Source organism: Sphingopyxis lindanitolerans, from assembly GCF_002993885.1.
Taxonomy (GTDB): Bacteria; Pseudomonadota; Alphaproteobacteria; order Sphingomonadales; family Sphingomonadaceae; genus Sphingopyxis; species Sphingopyxis lindanitolerans.
On the sequence record NZ_CM009578.1, the window covers coordinates 2,726,010 to 2,749,799 of the forward strand.

At 65.1% G+C, this 23,790-nt stretch carries 20 protein-coding genes and 2 pseudogenes; 12 read left to right on the top strand and 10 right to left on the bottom strand.

Translation table 11 applies throughout. The features are described from left to right. The first annotated feature begins 193 nt into the window (after positions 1–193). Both CVO77_RS13130 and dgcA read left to right on the top strand, forming a co-directional pair. Positions 194–1,072: a MurR/RpiR family transcriptional regulator gene (locus CVO77_RS13130; RefSeq protein ID WP_105999418.1), complete on the top strand. Its 879-nt coding sequence runs from the start codon at positions 194–196 to the stop codon at positions 1,070–1,072. Positions 1,073–1,210: 138 nt separating this feature from the next. Further along, positions 1,211–2,227 (top strand): N-acetyl-D-Glu racemase DgcA, encoded by a 1,017-nt coding sequence (gene dgcA, locus CVO77_RS13135; RefSeq protein ID WP_105999419.1) that lies wholly within the window; start codon positions 1,211–1,213, stop codon positions 2,225–2,227. A gap of 32 nt (positions 2,228–2,259) precedes the next feature. Here the strand turns inward: dgcA and CVO77_RS13140 are convergent, their stop codons facing one another. Continuing rightward, positions 2,260–3,147, bottom strand: a complete 888-nt coding sequence (locus tag CVO77_RS13140; protein ID WP_105999420.1) for a LysR substrate-binding domain-containing protein — start codon at positions 3,145–3,147, stop codon at positions 2,260–2,262. Between the two features lie 77 nt (positions 3,148–3,224). On the opposite strand from CVO77_RS13140, the gene CVO77_RS13145 reads away from it, so the two are divergent. The 6 genes from CVO77_RS13145 (at position 3,225) to CVO77_RS13170 (ending at position 10,223) form a co-directional block, all read left to right on the top strand. Further along, complete coding sequence (locus tag CVO77_RS13145) at positions 3,225–4,280, top strand: 2-oxoadipate dioxygenase/decarboxylase family protein (protein WP_242445939.1); 1,056 nt, start codon at positions 3,225–3,227, stop codon at positions 4,278–4,280. A gap of 34 nt (positions 4,281–4,314) precedes the next feature. Next, a complete protein-coding gene (locus CVO77_RS13150; RefSeq protein ID WP_146130873.1) occupies positions 4,315–5,736 on the top strand; it encodes an FAD-binding oxidoreductase in 1,422 nt (473 codons plus the stop codon). Next, complete coding sequence (locus CVO77_RS13155) at positions 5,723–6,937, top strand: pyridoxal phosphate-dependent aminotransferase (RefSeq protein ID WP_105999423.1); 1,215 nt, start codon at positions 5,723–5,725, stop codon at positions 6,935–6,937. Before CVO77_RS13150 ends, CVO77_RS13155 begins: the two co-directional genes overlap by 14 nt. Positions 6,938–6,962: 25 nt before the next feature. Beyond that, the gene (amaB, locus tag CVO77_RS13160; protein WP_105999424.1) at positions 6,963–8,483 is read left to right on the top strand and encodes an L-piperidine-6-carboxylate dehydrogenase; all 1,521 of its coding nucleotides are present in this window, start codon (positions 6,963–6,965) and stop codon (positions 8,481–8,483) included. Between the two features lie 56 nt (positions 8,484–8,539). Further along, entirely contained in the window at positions 8,540–8,980 is a 441-nt protein-coding gene (locus tag CVO77_RS13165; protein WP_105999425.1) for an Lrp/AsnC family transcriptional regulator, read from the top strand. A 139-nt stretch (positions 8,981–9,119) separates the two neighbouring features. Then, on the top strand, positions 9,120–10,223 hold the full coding sequence (locus CVO77_RS13170) for a saccharopine dehydrogenase family protein (protein WP_105999426.1): 1,104 nt from the start codon (positions 9,120–9,122) through the stop codon (positions 10,221–10,223). 451 nt (positions 10,224–10,674) lie between these two features. Here CVO77_RS13170 and CVO77_RS13175 read toward each other — a convergent pair. The 5 genes and pseudogenes from CVO77_RS13175 to CVO77_RS13195 all read right to left on the bottom strand — a co-directional run. Next, positions 10,675–11,268 (bottom strand): annotated as a pseudogene (locus CVO77_RS13175) (IS91 family transposase); the annotation flags it as partial. Then, positions 11,259–11,660, bottom strand: a pseudogene (locus tag CVO77_RS21855) (tyrosine-type recombinase/integrase); the annotation flags it as partial. The pseudogenes CVO77_RS21855 and CVO77_RS13175, both read right to left, overlap by 10 nt. A 72-nt stretch (positions 11,661–11,732) precedes the next feature. Further along, positions 11,733–12,956, bottom strand: coding sequence for a site-specific integrase (locus CVO77_RS13185; RefSeq protein WP_105999427.1), 1,224 nt, complete (start codon positions 12,954–12,956; stop codon positions 11,733–11,735). A gap of 332 nt (positions 12,957–13,288) precedes the next feature. After that, positions 13,289–14,413 carry a CaiB/BaiF CoA transferase family protein gene (locus CVO77_RS13190; protein ID WP_105999428.1) on the bottom strand — a complete coding sequence of 375 codons (1,125 nt, stop codon included), beginning with the start codon at positions 14,411–14,413 and terminating at the stop codon, positions 13,289–13,291. Next, positions 14,413–15,597: an acyl-CoA dehydrogenase gene (locus CVO77_RS13195; RefSeq protein WP_105999429.1), complete on the bottom strand. Its 1,185-nt coding sequence runs from the start codon at positions 15,595–15,597 to the stop codon at positions 14,413–14,415. Before CVO77_RS13195 ends, CVO77_RS13190 begins: the two co-directional genes overlap by 1 nt. 95 nt (positions 15,598–15,692) lie before the next feature. Between CVO77_RS13195 and CVO77_RS13200 the strand changes: the two genes are divergently transcribed. Then, positions 15,693–16,577 (top strand): LysR family transcriptional regulator, encoded by an 885-nt coding sequence (locus CVO77_RS13200; protein ID WP_158258069.1) that lies wholly within the window; start codon positions 15,693–15,695, stop codon positions 16,575–16,577. Positions 16,578–16,835: 258 nt separating this feature from the next. Beyond that, positions 16,836–17,414: an RBBP9/YdeN family alpha/beta hydrolase gene (locus CVO77_RS13205; RefSeq protein WP_105999431.1), complete on the top strand. Its 579-nt coding sequence runs from the start codon at positions 16,836–16,838 to the stop codon at positions 17,412–17,414. Between the two features lie 23 nt (positions 17,415–17,437). Here the strand turns inward: CVO77_RS13205 and CVO77_RS13210 are convergent, their stop codons facing one another. From CVO77_RS13210 to CVO77_RS13225, 4 genes are all read right to left on the bottom strand, one after another. After that, entirely contained in the window at positions 17,438–18,517 is a 1,080-nt protein-coding gene (locus CVO77_RS13210; protein ID WP_192878824.1) for a YeiH family protein, read from the bottom strand. Positions 18,518–18,616: 99 nt separating this feature from the next. After that, entirely contained in the window at positions 18,617–19,501 is an 885-nt protein-coding gene (locus tag CVO77_RS13215) for a LysR family transcriptional regulator (protein ID WP_105999432.1), read from the bottom strand. A 35-nt stretch (positions 19,502–19,536) separates the two neighbouring features. Beyond that, the gene (locus CVO77_RS13220) at positions 19,537–20,595 is read right to left on the bottom strand and encodes a beta-keto acid cleavage family enzyme (RefSeq protein WP_105999433.1); all 1,059 of its coding nucleotides are present in this window, start codon (positions 20,593–20,595) and stop codon (positions 19,537–19,539) included. A 198-nt stretch (positions 20,596–20,793) separates the two neighbouring features. After that, positions 20,794–21,795 carry an AraC family transcriptional regulator gene (locus CVO77_RS13225; RefSeq protein WP_105999434.1) on the bottom strand — a complete coding sequence of 334 codons (1,002 nt, stop codon included), beginning with the start codon at positions 21,793–21,795 and terminating at the stop codon, positions 20,794–20,796. Between the two features lie 109 nt (positions 21,796–21,904). On the opposite strand from CVO77_RS13225, the gene CVO77_RS13230 reads away from it, so the two are divergent. Continuing rightward, positions 21,905–22,882 (top strand): quinone oxidoreductase family protein, encoded by a 978-nt coding sequence (locus CVO77_RS13230; RefSeq protein ID WP_105999435.1) that lies wholly within the window; start codon positions 21,905–21,907, stop codon positions 22,880–22,882. 17 nt (positions 22,883–22,899) lie between these two features. Next, complete coding sequence (locus tag CVO77_RS13235) at positions 22,900–23,748, top strand: TauD/TfdA dioxygenase family protein (RefSeq protein ID WP_105999436.1); 849 nt, start codon at positions 22,900–22,902, stop codon at positions 23,746–23,748. The last annotated feature ends 42 nt before the right edge of the window (positions 23,749–23,790 follow it).

A 23,790-nucleotide genomic window follows, 5' to 3' on the forward strand; every position in this document is an offset into this window, starting at 1 on the left:
CCCTCGCTGACCGGTTGCCGGCGATAGCGGCGGCGGCGATCGGCCCGGCGGGGCCTTTCGGGAGAGTGATCCCGCCCGATATAATATGCCTTTCACCGGCGTGCCCGGTCGCCTAGACGTCGTCCCTCGGCGCTTGATTTGCCAATTGTAATTTTAATAACATGACCGCGCGACAGGGTGAAACGAGGATTTGATGGCGGATCTTTTCACGCGATTGGAGGCGGAAAACGCGACCTATACTGCGGCAGAGCGCCAGATTGCGCTCTTTCTTCTGAGCAATCGCGAGCTGATACCCTTTGAAACCGCGGCGTCGATCGCCGCCCGGCTCGGGGTCAGCGCGGTGACCGTGGGCCGCTTTTGCCGGATGCTGGGTTTCCGGCATTTTCGCGAATTGAAGGAACAGCTGCGCGCCTCGGCGAACCTGCCTTGGTTGCAGGGCACCGATTTCCAGGAATTTCTGTCCGCCTTTCGCGACAGCGACAACCGGCGCAAGACGCTGGAGCGCGAAATCGAACTGACCGTCGCCGTCTACGAACGATCGCAAAACAAGGTGTGGCAGGACGCCGTCGGAGCGATCGCCCGCGCGGCGCGCGTCCAGGTGGTGGGGTTTCAGACCGAGCGGGGGATCGCGTCGCTGCTCGCCCATAATCTGCAATATGTGCGGCCCGGCGTCGAATTGATCGACGGAGCCTCGGGCCATTTCGCCGATTTGCTGATCGACGATGTCCAGGGCCGGTGCCTGATCATCGTCGACATTCGCCGCTATTCGCGCCAGTCGCGGCTGCTCGCGGAAAAGGCGCGCGATGCCGGGCTGCCGCTCGTCATATTGACCGATACATTGTGCGACTGGGCGCCGCGCCTGACACCGCATGTGCTGACCGCCGACAGCGACGGCGCATTGTTCTGGCAATCGTCGGTGCCGATGGTCGCGCTGATCAATTTGCTGGTCAACGACATCGTCGGTCAAGGCGGCGGGCGCGAGGTCGAGCAACGGCTCGAACGGGTCGGCAAGCTCTACGACGAGTTCACCGGCTTCGTCCGCTCCGGGCGTCAACGCGGCAACGGCCCGTAACGCCGGCCGGCCGGCTTTAATCCCTGCATTTCGACGAAACCGGCGGCCTATTGGCTTGCATCCAAATGTTATAAAAGATACATATTAATATAGATGATGCTATTCTGGCATCGTCGAATGTTCAACCGAGGATGTTCGATGACCGCCCCGCCCGCGCGCCCGGAAACCCCTTCGCTTCACGTGTTCGCGGAAAATATCCCGTTGCGCGAACCCTTTCGCATCTCGCGGGTCGAATTTCACCACAGCCAGGTGATGGTCGCGGAAATCGCAGCCGGCGGCCATGTCGGGCGCGGCGAATGTGAGCCGCATGAGAGTGACCCCCTATTGCGCGACCGCGCGATGATGGCGTTGTGGGCGCTATCCAATCGCGTCGCGGAAGGGGTGAATCGCACCGATCTGGCCGCCCTGCTGCCCGCCGGGCCGATCCGCAACGCGCTCGATTGCGCCTTGTGGGACCTCGAGGCGAAGCAGAGCGGGCGCACCGCGGCGTCGATCGCCGGCGTTGCGGTACCGATCGCGCTGCCGACCGTCTTCACCCTCGGCATCGATGCGCCTGCGGCGATGGCCGAAAAGGCACGGCGGATGGCGGCATGGACCCGCCTGAAAATCAAATTGGGCGGCGATGGGACTGCACGGGACCTCGACCGGGTCGCTGCGGTGCGCGGCGCGCGACCCGATGTCGAGTTGATCGTCGATGCCAATGGCGGTTGGACGATGGCGGTGCTGCAGCACATGGCGCCGGCGCTCGCCGGGCTGGGCGTGGCGCTGATCGAACAGCCGCTGCCGCCGGGGCAGGATGCGTCGCTGGCCGACTATGGCAGCCCGGTGCCGCTGTGCGCCGACGAAAGCTGCCTCGACCGCCGGTCGCTGCCGGCGGTGATCGGCCGCTATGCCTATATCAATATCAAGCTGGACAAGACGGGCGGCCTCACCGAAGCGCTCGCGTTGGCCGATGCCGCGGAGGCGGCGGGACTGGGCATCATGGTTGGCTGCATGACCGGCACCTCGCTGGCGATGGCGCCGGCGCATCTTCTTGCCCAGCGCGCCCGCTTCATCGACCTTGACGGCCCGCTGCTGATCGCCTGGGATCGGTCGCCGGGCATGCGGTACGAGGACGGCATGGTCTACCCGCCGCAATCCGCGCTGTGGGGCTGAGCCTCGGCGATCATGCGGCGCGGCTACGACGGCTAAGGGCCTCGGTTGACCTCGCGCTGCAGCCATTCGCCGAATTCCCGGACCGAATAGGGAATGCCCCGATCCTTGGGGCGAACGAAATAATAGTTCGAATTGCTCGGCGCGCCGTCATTCATGAGCAGCACGAGCGTGCCGGCCTGAAGGTCGGGTTCGACCAAAAAGGTCGGAAGCACCGCGATCGCCAGTTCGGACCGAACCGCAGCCAGCGCCATCGCAAAGCTGTCGACGGTGATCTGCGGCTTGATCGGCAGGTCGGAAAAGCCCGCAAATTTGGTCCAGTCACGCCAGGCGAAGGGGCGCGAGGAGACATGGAGAAGGGTCTCGCCAAGCAGGGCTTCGGGGCTGTCGATGCGCGCGGCGACGGCCGGCGGGGCGACCAGTGCCAGCGTCTCGGTGCACAGGAATTCCGACACCGCGCCCGGCCAGTCCGCGGTTCCGAAATGGATCGCGCAATCGACACGATCGAATGCAAAATCGAACGGCTCGGGCCGCCCGACCAGTTGAAGCGAAATGCCGGGATGTTGTGCCCGGAAACGGGGAAGCCGGGGCACCAGCCAGTTCGCGCCAAAGGTCGGGAGCGCCGCGATGCTGAGGCTGCCCGTTCGCCCGCGGCTCGCGATCAACGATGCGGTCGCGGTCTGAAGACTGGCGAGGCTGTTGCGCACTTCCATCAGATAGGCGGCGCCCGCTTCGCTCAGCTCGAGCCGTTTCGCCCGGCGCACGAACAGCGCGATGCCGAGGCGTTTTTCGAGGACGATAATGTGGCGGCTGACCGCGCTCTGCGTCAAGTTGAGTTCGTCGGCGGCGCGCGTGACGCTGCCGAGGCGCGCCGTAGCCTCGAACGATTCCAGCCCGTTGAGCGAAGGGATGAGCCTGGGCATTTGTCATTCCAAAAGTGAATGAAGTTTCCCGTTTATAGCGTTTGAAAGGAGGAAATCCAGCAAGCAATATGAGGAAAGTGAGAATTTTCGAGGTTGAACCGATGATCATCGAACCCAATGCTACGCTCGTCCGCCTGCTCGAAAAGCATCTTCCGGCGGATGCGCTCGGTCTGTTGCTTGGCGCGGTCGAGATCGCGCCAGCCCTCGTTGCGGAAAAGGGCGATATGAGCAGCCGTGCGGTCCTGTCCCAGGCGCTCAATCTCTGGCTGCTTTACGACCTGATGGAACGCGTCCCGACGGCGAAGGCCTATTTCGACGAGATTGTCGCATCGGGCGGACGTCTGGCGCTCGATCATGGTGCGCTTCGCACGGTCGACCTAAACGCCATGGGATCGCTTCCCGCCGGCGAAGCCGCGATCACGCGGGTGCTGCTGCCGCTCGGCTATATTCAGGCCGAAACCTATCCGCTCGACCGACTGGGCATGACCGGCCGTTCCTATCGTCACGAAGACTTTCCCGAGGATATTCCACAATTTTTCGTCAGCGAGCTGCATGTCGAGCGCTTTTCGCCAGACTTTAAGGCAGCCGCCGCCCGGGTGACGGCGACATCGATCGATCCGCTCGACCGCGCGAGCATCGAAGCCCTGCGCGAGCTTGGCGAGCGGCGTGAACTGGAGGTCGACCGTGCCGCGATGCTGCTGGGCAGGCTCGTGCAATGCTTCTCTCGCCGGCACGCGGCGCCGAGCATCGAAGATTACCGGACCCTCCTCGCCGAATCGGCCGAGATGGCGTGGATTTCGACCGAGGGCAACGCCTTCAACCATGCGACGGACCGTGTCGCCGACATCGCGTCGGTGGCGGAAAAACAGCGCGCGGCGGGGCGAGCGATGAAGGATGACATCGAGATATCGCGGTCGGGGCGCATTCGGCAGACCGCCTATAAGGCCGACCTGGTTCGCCGCCAGTTCCGGGAGGGCGGTCACATCATCGCGCGCTCGGTGCCGGGATCGTTTTTCGAGTTCATCGAGCGCGATCGGCTTCCCGGCAGCAACGCCCTCGACCTCAGTTTCGATACCGGCAACGCCCAGGCCATCTTCAAGATGACCGCGGGTGCCGAGCGGGCGGGTTTATGACCTCGCCGTCGGTCCGGCCCCCGCGGTGCGCAGCATGAGCGCGCGCAGCGCCATGATGGCCGATCTCGCCGGCCTGCTCGACCACCGGGCCTTGGTCGCGCCCGAGGATGCGCCGCCCTATGAGCAAGGCTATCGCTATGGCGCGGGCTGCGCGGCGAGCGTCGTGCGCCCGGCTTCGATCGCCGAGCTTCGCGCTATCGTCACCTATTGCTGCCGAAACGACATAGGCTTTCTCGTGCAAGGTGCGAACAGCGGATTGGTCGGCGCCAGCACCCCCGACGACAGCGGCGATCAGCTGCTGATCAACCTCACCCGCATGACGGGTATCGAGGAGCTGGATGTTCTGGACCGCGCTGCGACCGTTCTGGCCGGCACGCGGCTCAGCGCGGTGAACGCGGCGGCGGCATCTCACCAGCTATGCTTTCCGATCGATTTGGGGGCCGATCCCACCATCGGCGGAATGGTCGCGACCAACACCGGGGGCGCGCGGATGCTTCGCTACGGCGATGTCCGGCGCAATCTCCTTGGCCTTGAAGTCGTCCTTGCCGACGCCGATGCGACGATCGTCACCGACCTCGCGGGGCTGCGCAAGGACAACAGCGGGTTCGACTGGAAACAGATTTTTGTCGGAACGGGCGGGGCGTTCGGCATCGTCACCCGTGCCCGGATCGAATTGCACCACCTGCCGCAACGGACCACGGCCGCGCTCGTCGTGCCGCGCGGGCAAGAGGCGGTGCCGCGGATCATCGCGCTGCTCGAAACCGCGCTTGGCGACGGCCTGACGGCCTGCGAGGGCATGTCGCGCAACGCGATGCGCGCCGCTTTCGATCATCATCCCTCGCTTCGCGATCCGTTCGGCGGGCGGATTCCCGACTATGTCCTCCTCGTCGAGCTGGGGACGAGCATGCCCGAGGCGATCCTGCCCGATCTCGACGCGGCGCTGGCCGAAGCGATCGGCTCCGCGCTGGTCGGCGCGTCGCCCGATATCGAGGATGTGCTCGTCGGCCGGCCCGCGGATTTCTGGGCCATCCGCCATTCGATCAGCGACGGCATCGCACGGTCGGGACAGGTGATCGCCTTTGACATTGCGGTGCAGCGGTCCAAGCTTCCGGCCTTTCGGTCGGCGGCGCTGGCGATGCTGGCCAGCGATTTTCCCCAGATCCAGGTCTGCGATTTCGGGCATTGCGGCGACGGCGGCGATCATTTCAATCTGGTCTGGCCGACCTGCGACCTGCCGCCCGAGGCCGAACGCAGGCCGGTGATCGAGGCGCTGCGCGGGGCGATTTACGACCTTGTCGTTTTCGGGTTCGGCGGAACCTACAGCGCCGAGCATGGCGTCGGGCCGCACAACCAGGAATATTATGACCGCTACAAGCCGGAGCCGGCGCGCGCGCTGTCGGGGCGGCTCCAATCGATGTTCGATGAAAAGGGGCTGATGGGCAATGTCCGCTTGTGAATCGCGGTCGCTGGCGCGGCGAATGGACGGGCTGGCGCTTTCCGATATCGTCCAGATCAAGCAGCGCGCGGCGCAGCTTGCAGGCGAGGGACGACGGATCGTCGATCTCAGCATCGGCGAACCCGATTTCGATACGCCGCATCATATTCGCGACGCCGCCGCGTCGGCGATGGCCAGCGGCGCGACCCACTATACCGCGACCGCCGGCACCCCGGCGCTCCGCGCGGCGATCGCGCGCAAGCTTGCCCGGGACAATCGCCGCACGGCGGCGCCGGGCGAAATCATCGTCGGCGTCGGGGCCAAGCAGATTATCGCAAACGCCCTGCTCGCGACGGTCGAAGCCGGCGACGAGGTGATCATCCCTGCGCCCTTCTGGTCGAATTATGTCGATATGGTGCGCTTTGCCGGGGGCACCCCCGTCATTGTGCCCTGCGCGATGGCGAATGGCTTCCTGATGACCCCCGACCAGCTCGAAGCCGCCGTTACCCCGCGCACCCGGTGGCTGATGCTCAACTCGCCCTCGAACCCGACCGGCGCCTGCTACACGCTCGATCGGCTGCGGGCGCTTGCGCATATCCTCGAACGCCATCCGCATGTGCGGGTGATGGAGGATGCGATCTATGAGCGGCTGATCTACCCCGGACATACCTATCATTCGATCCTCGACGCATCGACGGCGCTGAGCGACCGGACCTTGTGGATCAGTGGCGTGTCCAAAGCTTTTGCGATGACGGGGTGGCGCATCGGATATGGGGTCGGGCCAAAGCCGCTGATCGACGCGATGGCGGTGGTCAGCGCCCAGACGACCTCGCACCCCTGTTCGATCGCGCAGGCCGCAGCGGTCGCCGCGCTCGACGGCTGTCAGGATGTCATCGACCAGTTTCGCAGCGCCTTCGAACGGCGGCGAGCGATCGTCTGCGACGGCCTGTCGGCGCTCCCCGGCATCGACCTGATCGCGCCCGCGGGCGCCTTTTACCTATTTGCCGGCGTGAGTGAGCTGCTGGCGACGATGACCGGACGCGGCATCGAGAACGACCGGGGTCTCGCGGACTATTTCCTCGAATCGGCGGGCGTCGCCCTCGTCCCCGGCAGCAGCTTCGGCGCGCCGGGGCATGTCCGCCTGTCCTTCGCCGCGGCGGACGACGCACTCCGCCATGCGGTCGATCGGATAACGGCGGCCGTCCGCGCCCTCGCCCGATGATCCTCGCAAATGGAATGGATGCACAATGACTGTTTCTTCGACCTCGAGTGAAAAGGCCCTGACGCTGCTTCGGCAGATGGGGTTCGGAGATGAGGCTCTGTCGAGCGGCGACCTGGTGTCGGCATCACCGATCGACAATGCGATCATCGGCAGGGTGAGGCAGGATGACCCCGACGGCGTCCGCCGGAAAATCGCAGCCGCCGATGCCGACTTCCGCAAATGGCGCGATGTGCCGTCGCCGCGGCGCGGCGAGCTGGTGCGGCTGTTCGGCGAGGCGCTCCGCCAGAACAAGGCTTCGCTCGGCGCGCTGGTGACGCTGGAAACCGGCAAGATCCACTCCGAAGGGCTCGGCGAGGTTCAGGAGATGATCGACATCTGCGATTTCGCGGTCGGGCTTTCGCGCCAGCTTTACGGCCTGACAATGGCGACCGAGCGCCCCGGCCACCGGATGATGGAAAGCTGGCACCCGCTCGGCGTCACGGCGATTATTTCGGCGTTCAACTTTCCCGTCGCCGTCTGGGCGTGGAATGCCTGTATCGCGCTCGTCTGCGGCAATGCGATCATCTGGAAGCCGTCGGAAAAGACCCCGATCACCGCCTTCGTCGCGCACGCCCTTCTCGAGCGTGTGCTCGACCGTTTCGACGACGCGCCGGGCGGGCTGTCGCTGCTGGTGCAGGGCGGGCGCGAAGCGGGGGAGCTATTGGTCGACGACCCGCGCGTGCGGATGGTCTCGGCCACCGGTTCGACGCGCATGGGCCGCGAGATCGGGCCGCGCGTCGCGGCGCGCTTCGGACGATCGTTGCTGGAGCTGGGCGGCAACAACGCGATGATCGTCACGCCCTCGGCGGACCTTGCGCTTGCCCGGCAGGCCATTGCTTTTGCGGCGGTCGGGACGGCTGGGCAGCGCTGCACCTCGCTGCGCCGCCTCTTCGTGCATGACAGCATCTATGATGCGCTTATTCCCGACCTGATCCGCATTTTTGGCGCGGTGAAGGTCGGCGACCCCCTTGACCCCGCAACGCTCGTCGGCCCGCTGATCGATGCGCCATCGTTCAAGGCGATGCAATATGCGTTGGGTCAGGCGCGCGCCGTATCCGGCCGTGTTAATGGCGGTGAGCGGGTCGATGGTCCGCATCCCGACGCCTTTTACGTGCGGCCCGCGATCGTCGAAATGGTCAGACAGGAAGCGATCGTGATGGATGAGACCTTTGCCCCGATCCTGTATGTCATGCGCTACACGTCGCTCGATGATGTCATCGACACACACAACGCCGTGCCGCAGGGGCTGTCGTCGTCGATCTTCACCACCGATCTTCGCGAAGCCGAAAAATTCCTGTCGGCGGCGGGTTCGGATTGCGGAATCGCCAACGTCAACATCGGCCCGTCGGGGGCCGAGATCGGCGGCGCATTCGGCGGGGAAAAAGAGACGGGAGGCGGCCGCGAAAGCGGAAGCGACAGCTGGCGAGCCTACATGCGGCGCGCCACAAATACCATAAACTACAGCAGTGACCTGCCGCTTGCGCAGGGTGTGCAATTCGAGGTCTGAATGGACGGAAGGAATAGCCAGGTCGCAATGCAGGGCGTCTGGACAGGCGGCGCCCGATGACGCGCGACGCGATCGATGACATCGACCGGAAGCTGCTGGGACTGCTGCGGTCGAACGCGCGGCTGCCGACGACCAGCCTGGCGCATGCTCTCGGTATTTCCCGGGGCAATACCTATGCCCGGCTGGCGCGGCTCGAACGCTCGCGGATCATCCGGGGTTACACCGTGCAACTGGGAGACGAGCATGACAAGGGCGCCGTGCGCGCACATGTCATGATCAAACTGATGCCGCGGCATGGCCGCGCGGTCGAAGCACGGCTTTCGCAGCTTCCCGAGCTGGTGGCGCTTCATGCGATTAACGGCGTCTTCGATTTGATCGGTATCATCGAGGCGCAGAGCCTTGTCGAACTCAACGCGCTCATCGATCGCGTGGGGGCGATCGAGGGGGTCGAAAATACGACCTCGTCGATTCTGCTGGACACCAAAATCCAGCGCTGATCGCAGCGCCGGCCCGATTTGAACAGTCTGTTCACGAAGCGGCGCATTTCGAACGATATTCGTCGGTTTGAGACCAATTTGGGCTCTTTTGTCGAGGCGCCTGATCGCGGCAGAACCTGTCCCGACAGGAGAGGTGCACATGAAAAAAATTCTCGTCGTCGGCGCCGGCAAAATCGGGGAGATGATTGCCGCGCTTCTGGCCGGCACCGGCGATTACGAAGTCGTCGTTATCGACCATTCTGACGCGCAACTCGCCAAGCTTCCACCGCGCGAGGCGGTCCGAACCCTTCGAATCGACGTGACCGACGAAGCCGCACTGGCCGCCGCAATGGCCGGGACGTTCGCCGCGGTGTCGGCGGTTCCCTATGATGTGACGCGCCACGTCGCGATCGCCGCGGGCACGGCTGGGGTCCATTATCTCGACCTGACCGAAGATGTTGCGACGACCCGGCTGGTGAAAGAGCTTGCCGACGGCGCGGCCCAGGCCTTCATTCCGCAGTGCGGCCTCGCGCCTGGGTTCATCTCGATCGTCGCGCATGACGTTGCGAAACATTTCGACGAGCTCGATGCGATACGCATGCGCGTCGGCGCGCTTCCCAAATATCCTTCGAACGCGCTCGGCTATAATCTGACGTGGTCGACCGACGGCGTGATCAACGAATATGACGAGCCGTGCGAGGCGATCGTCAAGGGCGAGCTTCGCGAGACGTCGCCGCTCGAGGAACTCGAACATTTCGCGCTCGACGGCGTCCAATATGAGGCATTCAATACCAGCGGCGGGCTGGGCACCCTGTGCGAAACGCTGAAGGGACGGGTCGACACGCTCAACTATAAGACGATCCGCTATCCCGGCCACCGCGACGTCATGAAGCTGCTCATTCAGGACCTGAAACTGGGCCAGCGCCGTTTGCTTCTCAAGGATGTGCTCGAATTCTCGCTGCCCGCGACCACGCAGGATGTCGTGCTCGTGTTCGTGACGGTCAGTGGCCGAAAAAATGGCCGATTCCTGCAGGAAAGCTATGCGAGAAAAATCTATAGCGGCGTGATCTGCGGCGTCGAAGGGACCGGAATCCAGATCACCACGGCCGCCGGCATCTGCGCGGTGCTCGACCTCCTTTCCGACGGAACGATTTCGCAGCGTGGCTTCGTTCGTCAGGAAGATATCGAGCTCGATCGGTTCCTCGCCAACCGCTTCGGCCGCGCCTATTCGCTCGTCGAGGCGGTAAAGGTCCAGACGGGCTAAGACGCAAAGGCGCCGATGGCTTCGCTCAAGGCGCCAAAGCGCGAGCATACGGCGGAAGGCGCGATGCCGTTGAGAATGACGGACTGTCGTGCGGGCGTCCGCGATCGGCGTCCGCTTCTCACCGCCGATATCCAAAAGCCGACCGTCTGAACGCGTTGAGAGTTTCAGGCCGTTTAGGCGTCAGAAAGTCTTCGATGCCCGAACCGCGGGGATCATAGGCTGAGCTATGGGGAAAGCAGTTTTGCGCAGATCGTGTGGTAGCTAGTTGCTGCGCAAAAGCCGACGTGCGCGATAGCGGACCGTCTGGATTTAGATCGCAAAAGCGGACGCCGAAAAGCAGGCGGACCGATTTTGCAGTTCCGGCGTCTGCTTTTGGGCAGCACCGGCGCGAGCGTGTCCGCTTCCAGGCGCGGGTCTGCCCTGGGTCGTGTCTGCGCGAGGCCGTGCCGGGTCACGGCGCCGGTATCCCGGGTGCGAGTGATGGCGGTGGCGGCGCGCGAGGTTGATAGCGGCGCTCGAAAACCTCGATGATGACCATGGTGCCGCCGCAGCACGGGCACAGCGGGCTGGGCTCTGCATCGTCGGCGGGCTCATCGTCGGGTGGAGGCGCGACGTCGAGCAGCCGGCGCGCGTGTTCAAGGTGAGCCTTGCGCCTTGCGCTGGCGAGCAAGCCGTAGTGGCGGACGCGGTGGAACCCGCGGGGCAGGGCGTGGAGCAGGAAGCGGCGGAGGAACTCGTCAGCGGCGAGGGTCATGACTTGCTGGCGGTTGGCGCCGCTCTGGCGATAATCCTTGTAACGGAAGGTGACCCCGGCCTCGTCGAAGCGGACGAGGCGGCTGTGCGATATCGCAACGCGGTGGGTGTAGGGGGACAGATAGGCGAGCACGGCCTCGGGATCAGCAAACGGCGCCTTGGCATAAACGACCCAGCGCTTTTTGCGGACCGGCGAGAGGTGCCGCAGGAAAGCGCGTCGTTCGGCAAGATGCGTGAGGCTGCCAAAGAAAGCGAGCTTGCCGTCATCCTGCAGCGCGCGGCGCGCCACCAGTCGCGCAGCAGCAGGAGCAGGCCTTCGGGCAGCATGGCGTTGCGGTATCGCCCGCCTTTGCCGCGCTCGATCCGCAACAGCATGCGCTTGCTATCGACGTCGCTGATCTTGAGCGCTGGCACCTCGGCGACGCGCAAGCCCGAGCCATAGGCGACCGACAGGGCGGCCTGATGCTTGAGGGAGCGTGTCGCATCGAGCAGGCTGAGGGATCGTTCCGACCGCTTGCGCTCCGACGGACGAATGCCGCCCGATGGCGACAGCACCGAGAAAATCGACGACGACTGCCGATCAAACCGCCGCCCGATCGAACGCATCGACTCCCCGCGCTGCCACCGGTCCCAGATCTCCGATCGCTGGGCCGCCGAGTAATAAATCCGCTGACGCTGCTTCATCACCACACTCCTTCTCCTCAAAGAATGAAGTGTTGCGACGATCCGTTGAACCCACCGCCAAAGGCGGTCGGATCAGTGAGTCCCGATGTAATCTTCCGCAATGGCCCTGGACACTTCGTTGGCGGCGAGCTTGGTCGCATTGTCGATATGAACATACCGCTGCGTGATGCCGCGAGGAGCGTGCCCTAGGAGCACGCAAATTGTCAGCTCGGAGAAACCGAGCTCGCCGGCGATGCTCGCAAAGGTGTGACGTAGCGTGTGGAGTGTGACCCCTGCGATGCCCGCGGCGATACAAACGCGCTGCAGTATACGGGGCAGGCCGACAAGATGGCCATCGGAATACTCGCTCGGGAAGACATAGTCGCAGTTGTCGCGTTTCGGTTGAGACTGGATATGGGCCAGTGCGGCGGCGCCGATGGGGCGGACCTGCGGACCGGTTTTTGTATCGGGGAAACGAACGCTTCCCGTTACGTCGTCGACCCATGCCCATTGCAGGCCAAGGGCTTCCATGCGCCGGAACCCTGTGAGCAGGATGAGCCGGATTGCTGCGACAGCCACCGGGCTCTCCGCTTCATGCTGGTTCAGCGCTTTGCCGAAGCGTTTGAGCTCATCGACCGACAGGCGCCGATCGCGTTTCCCGTCCATCGATATCTTGCGCACGCCGCGCGCGGGGTTCGCCTCGATCACCTTCCATCGAATGGCCTGTTCGAAGATCGTGTGGAGCATCCCGACGGTTCGGCCAGCGACGCCAGCGCCCCCGCTCGTGATGCCGCCACGGCCGTTGCGGTCTTTGGCTGTCTTTCCGTCCTTGATGTCGGCCTGAAAGCGCTCCAGATCTGCGATCGACAATTTCTCGACGGATCGATTTCCGATAAGCGGCTTTACGTGCCGCTCGATCCGGCTGCGATCCAGGGCCAGCGTCGATGAAGCGACAGGCTTCCTTCTGCGCCCGAGAAGACGACCCGCCTCCGCCTCTTTCAAATACCAGTCGCACACTTCATTGACTGTCGACCCGCTCGGACGAGCCAAGGCAGGATCCTCACCAGCGGCAACCGAGCCAAGTCGGACCTTCGCGAGATCGCGCGCCTGCTCGATTGTCATGATACCGAAGCGTCCGAGATTGATCCGGCGTTTGGTTCCTTCGCTATTGCGATACTGGACGACGAAGGTTTTGAGCCCAGAAGGCATCACCCGCACGCCGAAGCCCCTGATCTCGCTGTCCCACAGGATGACCTGCTTCTCCGCTGGAGGCTCCAGCGTCTCGACCGTTCGCTTGGTCAGTTTCGCCGTTGGCATGTTCCCTCTCTCCGCACACAGGAGACAATTCTATCAAATCGCCTATGTCTCCAAAAAGTCTCCAGCCGAAATCGCATTCCGGAAAAAGAGAGGATAGTCACGCGTAGGCTAAAATCAACAAATATAACGAAAATAGTAGAAGTGGATAGCGTGGGCTAGAATGTCGTAGGCCGCACTATCTATTGCCAAGGTTGGGGTCGAGGGTTCGAATCCCTTCGCCCGCTCCATCGATATCGCACCGATGTCGAAACCGAAACGATCTCTCCTCCGATAAAATGCTGTTTGGCGCTGCTGTGCGATGGTGGGTGTTCACCCGGAATGGGCTTGCCCGGTCACATCCGGCCGAGCGGCGGGGAGGACATCGCGGCAGCGAGCGGTGAGCGGGAGAAGCGGATCGGCAGGCGAACGCCCGGCACCTTTCCCCCGCATCCGTCATCGACGTCGATCCGCAGGCCGCGATGCCGGACCTGCACGTCGTCAAAGGCTTCGGCAACGCTGTTGATCGGGCCCGCGGGAACCCCCTCGGCGGCGAGCGCGGCGAGCAGGGCGTCGCGATTCCAGCGGCGCGTGGCTTCGCTGATACGGCGGCTCAGCGCCTCGCGGCCCTTCACGCGCTGGGCGTTGGTCGCAAAGGCCGCGCCGGGGTCGATCGCGAGGATGCGGCAGCAGCGCCGATATTGTTCGTCATTGCCCACGGCGAGGATGATCCAGCTGTCGGCGGTCGGATAGGCTTCATAGGGGGCGATGTTCGGATGGGCGTTGCCCAGCCGGCGCGGGGCGGTTCCCGACGCGAGGAAATTCATCGCCTGATTGGCCAGCGTCCCGACCATCACGTCGAGCAGCGCCATGTCGATATGCTGGCCGACGCCGCTGCGTTCGCGCTCGGCCAGCGCGGCCTGGATCGCGATCACCGAATAAAGGCCGGTCATGATATCGGCATAGGCGACGCCGATCTTTTGCGGCGATCCGGCAGGGTCGCCGGTCAGGTCCATGATGCCGCTCATCCCCTGGACGATGAAGTCGTAACCGGGGCGCGGCGCATAGGGGCCATCCTGCCCAAAGCCGGTGATCGAGCAATAGACGAGCCGTGGGTTGATCGCGGCGAGCGAGGCATAATCGAGCCCGTAGCGGGCGAGCCCGCCGAGCTTGAAATTCTCGATGACAACATCGGCGTCGCGAACAAGGTCGCGCACCGCCGCCTGTCCCTCTCCGGTCGAGAAATCGATGACGACCGATTGCTTGCCGCGATTGGCGGCATGGAAATAGGCCGCGTCCGCCGACCCGTCGCCGCGTTCGATAAAGGGCGGCCCCCATTTGCGCGTATCGTCCCCCGCCGGCCCCTCGACCTTGACGACGCTGGCGCCGAGGTCGGCGAGCACCTGCCCCGCCCACGGACCGGCAAGAATCCGCGCGAGTTCGACGACGCGCAGGCCATGGAGCGGGGGCAGGGTGGGCATCAGAAGGCGGCCAGCCCGGTGATCGCGCGGCCGATGATCAGCGCATGGACGTCGTGCGTCCCTTCATAAGTGTTCACCGTTTCCAGATTCAGCATATGCCGGATGACCTGAAACTCGCCCGAAATGCCGTTGCCGCCGTGCATGTCGCGCGCCACCCGCGCGATGTCGAGCGCCTTGCCGACATTGTTGCGCTTGACGATCGAGATCATCTCGGGCGCGAAATTGTCGGTGTCCATCAGACGCCCGACGCGCAGCGAGGCCTGAAGCCCGAGGGTGATCTCGGTCGCCATGTCGGCGAGCTTTTTCTGGAACAATTGCGTCGCGGCGAGCGGGCGGCCGAATTGGTGGCGATCGAGCCCATATTGCCGCGCCGCGGCGTAGCAATATTCGGCGGCGCCGAGCGCGCCCCACGAAATGCCGTAGCGCGCGCGGTTGAGGCATCCGAACGGCCCCTTGAGCCCCTCGACATGGGGAAGCAGCGCGTCTTCGGGAACGACCACATCATCGAGGTTGATCATCCCGGTGATCGAGGCGCGGAGCGAGAGCTTGTTTTCGATCTTCGGCGCCGACAGCCCCTTCATGCCCTTTTCGAGGATGAAGCCGCGGACCCTGCCGCCATGCGCTTCGGACTTCGCCCAGACCACGAACACGTCGGCGATCGGGGCGTTGGAGATCCAGGTCTTGTTGCCGTTCAGCCGGTAACCGCCCGCGACTTTCACCGCGGTGGTCCGCATCCCGCCGGGGTCGGACCCCGCGTCGGGCTCGGTGAGGCCGAAACAGCCGATCAGCGTGCCTGCGGTCAGCCCGGGCAGATAGCGGCGCTTCTGCTCTTCCGAACCATAAGCATGGATCGGGTAGATGACGAGGCTCGACTGGACGCTCATCATCGAGCGGTAACCCGAATCGACCCGCTCGATCTCGCGCGCGATCAGCCCATAGGAAACATAGGAGGCGCCCGCGCCGCCAAATTCTTCGGATATGGTGGCGCCGAGCAAGCCTTGCCGGCCCATCTCGGCGAAGATTTCGGGGTCGGTCTGCTCCTTTTCGAACGCCTCGATGATGCGCGGTTGCAGGCGATCCTGCGCAAAGGCGCGCGCGGCGTCGCGAATCTGCCGTTCCTCCTCGCTGAGTTCCTCTTCAAGCCGGAACGCATCGTCCCAATCAAATCTGCTCATCGCCGCCACCTCGTCTCTCCTTTGAATAAGGGCTGGCCTCGGCTTGATTGTAATTCCGAACAATGTCAGAAATCGTCATAATCAATCTCATATCGGAATTGATAATGATCGATGCCGAGCAACTGTCCTGTTTCATCGCGGTCGCCGAGACGCGCAGCTTCGTGCAGGCCGCCGACCGGCTGGGCGTGGTCCAGTCGGTCGTCAGCAAGCGGCTGCGCCGGCTGGAGGATGAACTCGGCGCCGCGCTGGTCGACCGGTCGAACCGGCGCGCGATCGCACTGACCCGCGTCGGCGCGCTTTTCCTCGAAGAGGCGCGCGAAGCGCTGGCGCGGCTGGAGGGCGCGGCGCGGGTGGGGAAGGGCCTCGCGCGCGGCGAGGCGGGGCCGCTGCGCATCGGCTATGTTTTTTCGGCGGCGATGACGGGGCTCGTCACGCGGATCGCGCGCCGCCTCGCCGCAGCGCGTCCGGGGGTCGAGGTGCGGCTCGTCCTGATGGAAACCCCCGACCAGCTCGCCGCCTTGGCCGATGGACGGCTGGACATCGCGCTGACCCGCCCGCGCCCAAGCTACCCGGCGGGGACTGAAGCGCATCGGATCCACAGGGAAGGCGTCATCCTGGCGCTCGGATCGGGCGAGCGCTTCGCCCGCCGGGGCAGCGTCACCGTGGCCGATCTGGCCGCCCGGACCTTCATCGTCCCGCAGTTTCAGGAAAGCGTCGGGCTCATCGAACATGTGCGCGCGCTGGCGAAAAAGGGCGACTTTCTTCCGGTCCGCACGATCGAGACTCCCGATTATATCAGCGCGGCCAGCCTCGCCGCCGCCGGGCTCGGGCTGATACTGGCGCCGGCGTCGCTGCAAAAGCTTGGGCTCGACGGCCTCGCCTTTGTGCCGATCGCCGACTTCGAAGCCGATTTCGAACTGATGCTCGTCCGCCGCGCCGGGGTCGCGCCGGGGCTTGCCGACATCCTCCTCGATGAATTCGCGCAATAGCTGGGATAGGCCGTCTTTCGAGTGCCTTGATCTCGATTTTGGCGCCTATTGCGCAAAAAATGTCGTGAAATGTGGAAAAGACATAGGACTCGGCGTCTAGGCTGGACCGAACAGGCGGGGATGGCAGGCGGACCGCGTCGGCATCCCGGCGACCGCCTTTTTTGCTCATTTTGCCAGGGAGAAGCCGCATGCAGTTTCTTGACGACCGCCCCGCCCGCCCGCCGATCCGCTACACGGCCTGAAGCGGGAGCGACGAACATGCGGCGCGACGCAAATCCCACCATCCTCTTCGTTCCCGGCCTGCGCGACCATGTCGAGGATCATTGGCAAACCCACCAGGCGCGCGCGATCCCCGGTTCCGCGACCGTCGAACCGCTCGACGCCGACCGGCTGAGCCGCGCGGCGCGGGTGGGCGCGCTCGACGCGGCGCTGAAGGCGATCCCCGGTGAGGTCATCCTCGTCGCGCACAGCGCCGGGTGCCTGACCACGGTCCACTGGGCGCTCGCCCCGACGCGCCGCATCCGCGCCGGGCTGCTCGTCACACCCGCCGATATCGAAAACCCGCTGCCCGCCGGCTATCCCGAAATGGCCGATCTCAAGGTCGGCGGCTGGATGCCGATCCCGCGCCGGACGCTGCCGTTCCCGACGCTCGTCGTCGCGAGCCGCAACGATCCGCTATGCGCCTTCGAGCGCGTTGCCGGTTTCGCCGACGCCTGGGGCGCGGCGCTGCACGACGCGGGCGATGTCGGCCATCTCAATCCGGCGGCGGGCTATGGCCCCTGGCCCGAAGTGACGGCGCTGCTGCACAGGCTGGACCAGAACGCCGCGGGGGGCTGATCCGCTCGATCAATCCAAGGCGATCATCCCAGCGGCAGCATCATGATCAGCGTCAGGCTGATCGCGCCGAGCAGCAACAGCGACAGGACCACCGCGGCGGTCACCCGGCCGCCGGCCTTGGCGACGGTGCGGACATCGACGCCCAGGCCGAGCGCCGCCATCGACACCACCGTCAGCAGCGTCGCGGCGCTGGCCACCGGCGCCAGCGCCGTGGGCGGGATCAGCCCGAACGAACGCGCGGCGACCATCGCGAGGAATCCAAGGATGAACCACGGCACGAGATGATGGATCGGCGGACGCTTGGAGCAAGCGGACGCCGCCGATTCTGCGCCATCCTCGCCCAGACGCGGCGCGAGGATCGAAAGGATCACGCAGACCGGGCCGAGCATCAGCACGCGCACCAGCTTGACCAGCGTGCCCATCTGGATCGCGGTCGTACCCATCGGCGCGGCGGCGGCGATGACCTGCGGCACCGCATAGACGGTGAGCCCGGCAAACGCGCCATATTGAAGGCCGCTCAGACCCAGCCCCAGGCCGAGCAGCGGCAACCCCAGCACGACCCCGACGCCGAGCACGGCGGTGAAGGCGATCGCGGCGGCGACATCGTCGCTATCGGCGTCGATCACCGGGGCGACCGCCGCGATCGCCGAATTGCCGCAGATCGAATTGCCGCACGCGACCAGCATCGCCATCCGCTTGGGCAGGCCGAGCAGCCGCCCGATCGTGAAGCTCGTGCCGATCGCGACGAAGACGACCCCGGCAATGCCGATCAGCAGCGCCGGACCCGCGGCGAGGATCGTCGCCGCGCTGACCGATGCGCCGAGCAGGACGACGGCGATTTCGAGCAGATATTTGGCGCTGAAATCGATCCCCGAAAGCCAGCGGGCGGGCGGCGTCCAGGCGGTGCGGATCGCGGTGCCGATCAGGATCGCCAGCACCAGCGCCTCGATCCAGATGCTGCCGAACACTCTTTGCTCGACGCGCGCCAGTGCGAAGGCGGCGCCGGTCACGCCAAGGCACAGCGCCAGCCCGGGCAAGGTCCGCTCGACCGCAGCCGTAAGGGAACCGCGCATGGCGGCCGCGCGAAGGGGAATGGTCGCCATGACGGCTGCTTTCTGAAGGATGGGCGGCCATCGGGTCGCCCTCGATGGCTTGGTATCGGCCGCTTCGCTGCCGCCCTCCAACGCAAGTTTATGCTGGTTTCAATCGCCTGCGCTTGTTGATTGCCCGATCAGGTCGAGCAGGGCATCGCCTGCCTTGCCGCGATAACGTTCCTTGTGGCGCAGGCCGTAAAAGGGGCGCGGCTCGAGCGCGAACGCGATGCGGTGGAGCCTTCCCGCGCGCACCAAGGGTTCGACGACCAGCGTCGAGAGGACGGTATGACCCGCTCCGGCATCCACCGCCGAGCGCACCGCTTCGTTGGACGGCAGGGTCAGGACGACGTCGAGGTCGGCGAGAGTCAGCCCAAGCGGGGCAAGCGCCGCCGCGAAGGTCGAACGGGTTCCCGATCCTTCCTCGCGCAGCACCCAGGGGACCGAACGCAGCCAATCGCCATCGACCGCCCCCCTTCGGGCCTCGGCGCCGACCAGCGCCAGATCGTCGTGGCCGACGGTCCAGCGGGCGAGCGCGGGGTCGTCGATCAGCCCCTCGACGAAGCCGAGTTCGGCGCTGCCCTCGCGCACCTGATCCGCCGCTTGCTCGCTGTTGCCGATCGACAGCGTGACCTTGATGCCGGGATAGCGGCGACGAAACCGCGCGAGGAAGGGCGGCAGCCAATAGCCCGCGATCGTCTGGCTGGCGACGAGCGTCAGCGTCCCGCGCTCCAGCCCGCCGAACTCGGCCAGCGTGCGTTCGGCGCTGGCGGCGCGGCCGAGCACGGCGCGCGCCTCGACCAGGAAAGCGCGCCCCGCATCGGTCAGCTCGATCCGCCGCCCGATGCGGTGGAACAGCGGGACTTCATGCCGCTCCTCGAGCGTCTTGATCGCCGCGCTGACCGCCGATTGGGTGATGTTGAGCGCCTCCGCCGCGCGCGTCATATGCTCGCGTTCGGCGACGCCGACGAAGATACGAAGTTGTTCCAGCGTCATGCGATCGGCCCCATGTCAGCGGTCGCACCTTGGTATCAGACCGGCTTGCGGAGGAAACCCTGGTTGCCGCCGTTGCGATTGGGCGCGAAGCCATTGGCGTGCAGCGTCTCGTCCGCGGTATCGTAGAAGACCCCGATCTGCAAGATTTCGCGCGCCTGCTGGGCGGTCGCGATCGGGCGGCCGAATTCGCCCGAGATCCGCACGAGCTGCTTGATCTGCTCGACCGAGCTTGCCTTGCCGGTGCGCGTCTGGTTCCACAGCACGTCCTCGATACCGCAGCGCACGTGCAGGCCCAGCGCGATGCCGATCATGTTGATGGGCAGCACGTTCAGCACCGAGCTTTCGACCGTCAGCACCGCGCCGTCGGGCAGCGCGCGCAGGAAATGGGCGAGGTTATAGATGTTCGCCTGGTCCATGCCGCCGCTGATCGCGACCCAGTTCAGCGCCAGCGGCCCCTTGTAGACGCCGCGGCGGATCATCCGCTCGATCGTCTCGAAGCTGTTGATGTTGTAGCATTGGAAGGCGCTCTGGATTCCGGCGGCCGACAGCCGCCGGACATGCTCCTCGGCCCAGCTCGGGTTCGAGGGGACGATCATGTCCTTATAGGTGTCGTAAAGTTTCGGGTCGCCGCGCGAAACGCCCTTGAAATCGTCGATGCCGGCATGTTCGGTCACGTTCATCTGCGTCGTGTTGACGGTGACGGTCACCTGGTCGGGCTTGGGGTCGAGTTCGGCGAGCATGTGCCGCGTATCGTCGTCGAGCCACTTCGCCGCCGCGCCGTCGTCTTCGGGCGCGAAGCTGATCGAGCCGCCGACCTGGATCACCATCTCGGGCACCGCCTCGCGCACCCCGGCGATCAGCTCGTTGAACATCGACAGCCGCTTGCTGCCCTTGCCGTCGGCTTCGCGCACATGGAGGTGCAGCACGGTGGCGCCGGCGTCATAGCAGTCGACCGCTTTCTGGATCTGCTCGTCCATCGTGACCGGAATATCTTCGGGGAAGTCCGAGGGAATCCAGCCCGGCGCATAGGGCGCGGCGGTGATAATCAGCGGCTGCTGGTTCTCGGGATAAAGATGGCCGTCGAGGAAGTTCATAATGTCTCTCCGATAAGAAGCGGTCGCGTCGAAAACGGGGGCGGCGATGCGCTCGACTCTCCCATTTCGCTGGCCCTTGCTTACCGGCGTGCGCGCGCGCGTTTTCCACATTAGGCGCCATTATTTTGTCAATCGATGCCAGGGCGACGCCCGCGGCAAGGGGCGGGCCGCCGCATCGGCAGCGACCGGCGGCCCGGATCAGTGCGCCTTGCGCCGTTCCTTGGGCGTCACGCCGAACGTCTGGACATGCCAGCGGCTGAACGCGCTGATCGACCCATAGCCGAGCATTTCGGCGACATCGGTGATCCGGTTGTGGGGATTGGCGAGATATTGGCCGGACAGTTGCGTCCGCGCCAGATGGACCATTTCGCTGAAGCTCGTTCCTTCGGCGTCGAGCGTGCGTTGCAGCGTGCGCACGCTCATCCCCAGCAGCGAACAGCAGGTCTGGATCGTGGCGTGACCCGAAGGCATCAACAGCAGGATCGACTGTTCGACCTGCTGGATCAGGCTCTGCCGCTGCGGGCTCACCGCCGACTCGATCAGCTTGCGCGCATGGTCGGCCAGCGCGGTGTCGGCGCGGCGGCTGGGGCGGTCGATGTCGGCGGGATCGAGCACCAGGCCATTGAACTCCGAATCGAATTCGGCGCTGCAACGGAACAGGCGGCGATAGAGGGGCAGCTCGGCGGTCGGCGGCGGTTCGTGCGTGAAACAGACCAGCTTCGGACGCCAGCTCTCCCCCAGCACTTCGGTACACAGCCGCATCAGCACACCAAGCGCCAGATCATAGGACTGGCGCGATTTTTCCGTTTCGCCCGCCGCGAAATCCTGACGGATAAGGACACCGTCGCCGATGTCGATCATCTGGATCACCAGCTTGGAATTGATCCGGTCGCGATAGCGGTTCAGCGCCGCCAGCGCGTCGCGCAAATTGGCCGCATGGGCAATCAGCAGGCTGGTGGCGCCCAGATTGGCCAGCCCCCGGCTTTCGGCCATGCGCAAACCAAAGGTCGTGCAGCCGGTGACTTCGACCGCGCGCTCTATCAACTGCGTCGCCGCGCGGCGCGAAATCGTCTGTTCGGGGTTCGCCAGCAATGTCTCCGACAGGCCGACTTCGCGGAGCAGGGGCAGGGGGTTGGCCCCCAGCGACTCCATGGTCAGGACATAGCCGGTCAGGACCGCCGCGCGCACCAGTTCGGTCATTGTCCAGCCTCGTCCTCGTGGCACCGATTGGCAAAATAATGGCACCGAATGTGGGAAATGCAAGCGCCGAAGCCGGTAGGCGGGGGACACAAGATTGGGAGATCAGGCAATGGCACAGGCTGTGCGCTTCTACGAAACCGGCGGACCCGAAGTCCTGAAGATAGAGGATGTCGCGGTCGGCGATCCGGGCCCCGGCGACGTGCGCGTGCGCCACGGCGCGGTCGGCTGCAACTTCGCCGACACCTATTTCCGGTCGGGCTATTATCCGGTGCCGCTGCCAAACGGCATGGGCGTCGAGGCGGCGGGGACGATCGAGGCCGTCGGCGAAGGCGTCACCGACTGGGCCGTCGGCGACCGCGTCAGCTATAATGGCAGCCCGCTCGGCGCCTATAGCACGGAGCGTGTCATGCCCGCGGCCTCGCTGTTCAAGCTGCCCGACGCGGTGTCGTTCGAACAGGCCGCCGCATCGACGATGCGCGGGCTGTCGGCGACCTATTGGCTGGCGCGCACCAATCCGTGGCTGAAATCGGGTGACACCATCCTGCTCCACGCCGCCGCCGGCGGGGTCGGCCTGCTCGCGGTGCAACTCGCGAAGCTGATGGGCCTGCGCGTCATCGGCACGGTTTCGACCGAGGAAAAGGCCGCCAAGGCACGCGCCTATGGCTGCGATGAAATCATCCTCTATCGCAGCGAGGACGTGCCGACGCGGGTCAAGGAACTGACGAATGGCGAGGGCGTCGGCACGGTGTTCGACAGCGTCGGCAAGGACACGTTCGAAGGCTCGCTCCAGTCGCTCAGGCGGCGCGGCGTGCTCGTCGGCTGCGGCACCGCCTCGGGGCCGATTCCGCCGATCAGCGCCTTCCAGATGGTCCGGCAGGGTTCGATCTATTTCACCCGCCCGGCCTATGCCGATTATTACGCCGATCCCGCCGAACGCGCCGAACTGTCGGGCCTGTGGTTCGGCCATCTCGCCGCCGGGCGGATCCAGGTCGATATCGGCCAGCGTTACGCGCTCGCGGACTGTGTCCAGGCGCACCGCGACCTCGAAGCGGGCAAGACCATCGGGTCTTCGGTCTTCACGGTTTGAACGCGAAAGGACGGGCCATGCGCATCGAAAAACTGACCAACACCATCGGCGCCGAATTGACCGGCGTGACCCTGGCCGAGGCGGTGACCAACGACGATCTGTTCGCCGCGATCCGCGCCGAACTGCTCGCCCACAAGGTATTGTTCCTGCGCGATCAGGATATTTCGCGCCGCGACCATGTCGCCTTTGCCGAGCGTTTCGGGGAGCTTGAGGGGCATCCGGTCCTCGGCAGCGACCCCGAACATCCGGGGCTTGTCCGCGTCTACAAGGATGTGAACTCGCCCCCCGACTTTTTCGAGAATAGCTGGCATTGCGACGCCACCTGGCGCGAAAAGCCGCCGCTGGGCGCGGTGCTGCGCTGCGTCGCCTGCCCGCCGGTCGGCGGCGACACGATCTGGGTGAACATGGCAAAGGCGTATGCGGACCTGCCCGACCATGTGAAGGAGGTCATCGCCACGCTGAAGGCGCGGCACTCGATCGAATGGACCTTCGGCGGGCGGATGCCCGAGGACAAGCGCCACGCCCTGAAAGCGCAATTTCCCGATGCCGAGCATCCGGTGGTGCGCACCCACCCCGAAACCGGCGAAAAAATCCTGTTCGTCAACTCCTTCACGACGCACATCACCGACTATCACACCGCCGCCAATGTCCGTTACGGTCAGGACCATATTCCGGGCGCCGCGCACCTGCTGAACTATCTGACCGGCCGCGCGGCGATCCCCGAATATCAGGTGCGCTGGCGCTGGCAGCCCAACAGCATCGCGATCTGGGACAATCGGTGCACCCAGCATTATGCCGTGATGGATTATCCTCCCTGCGTTCGCCAGATGGAGCGCGCCGGAATCAAGGGCGACAAGCCTTATTGAGCGCGCGGGCCGGGCGCATCGGCTGATTATGGACAAGCCCGC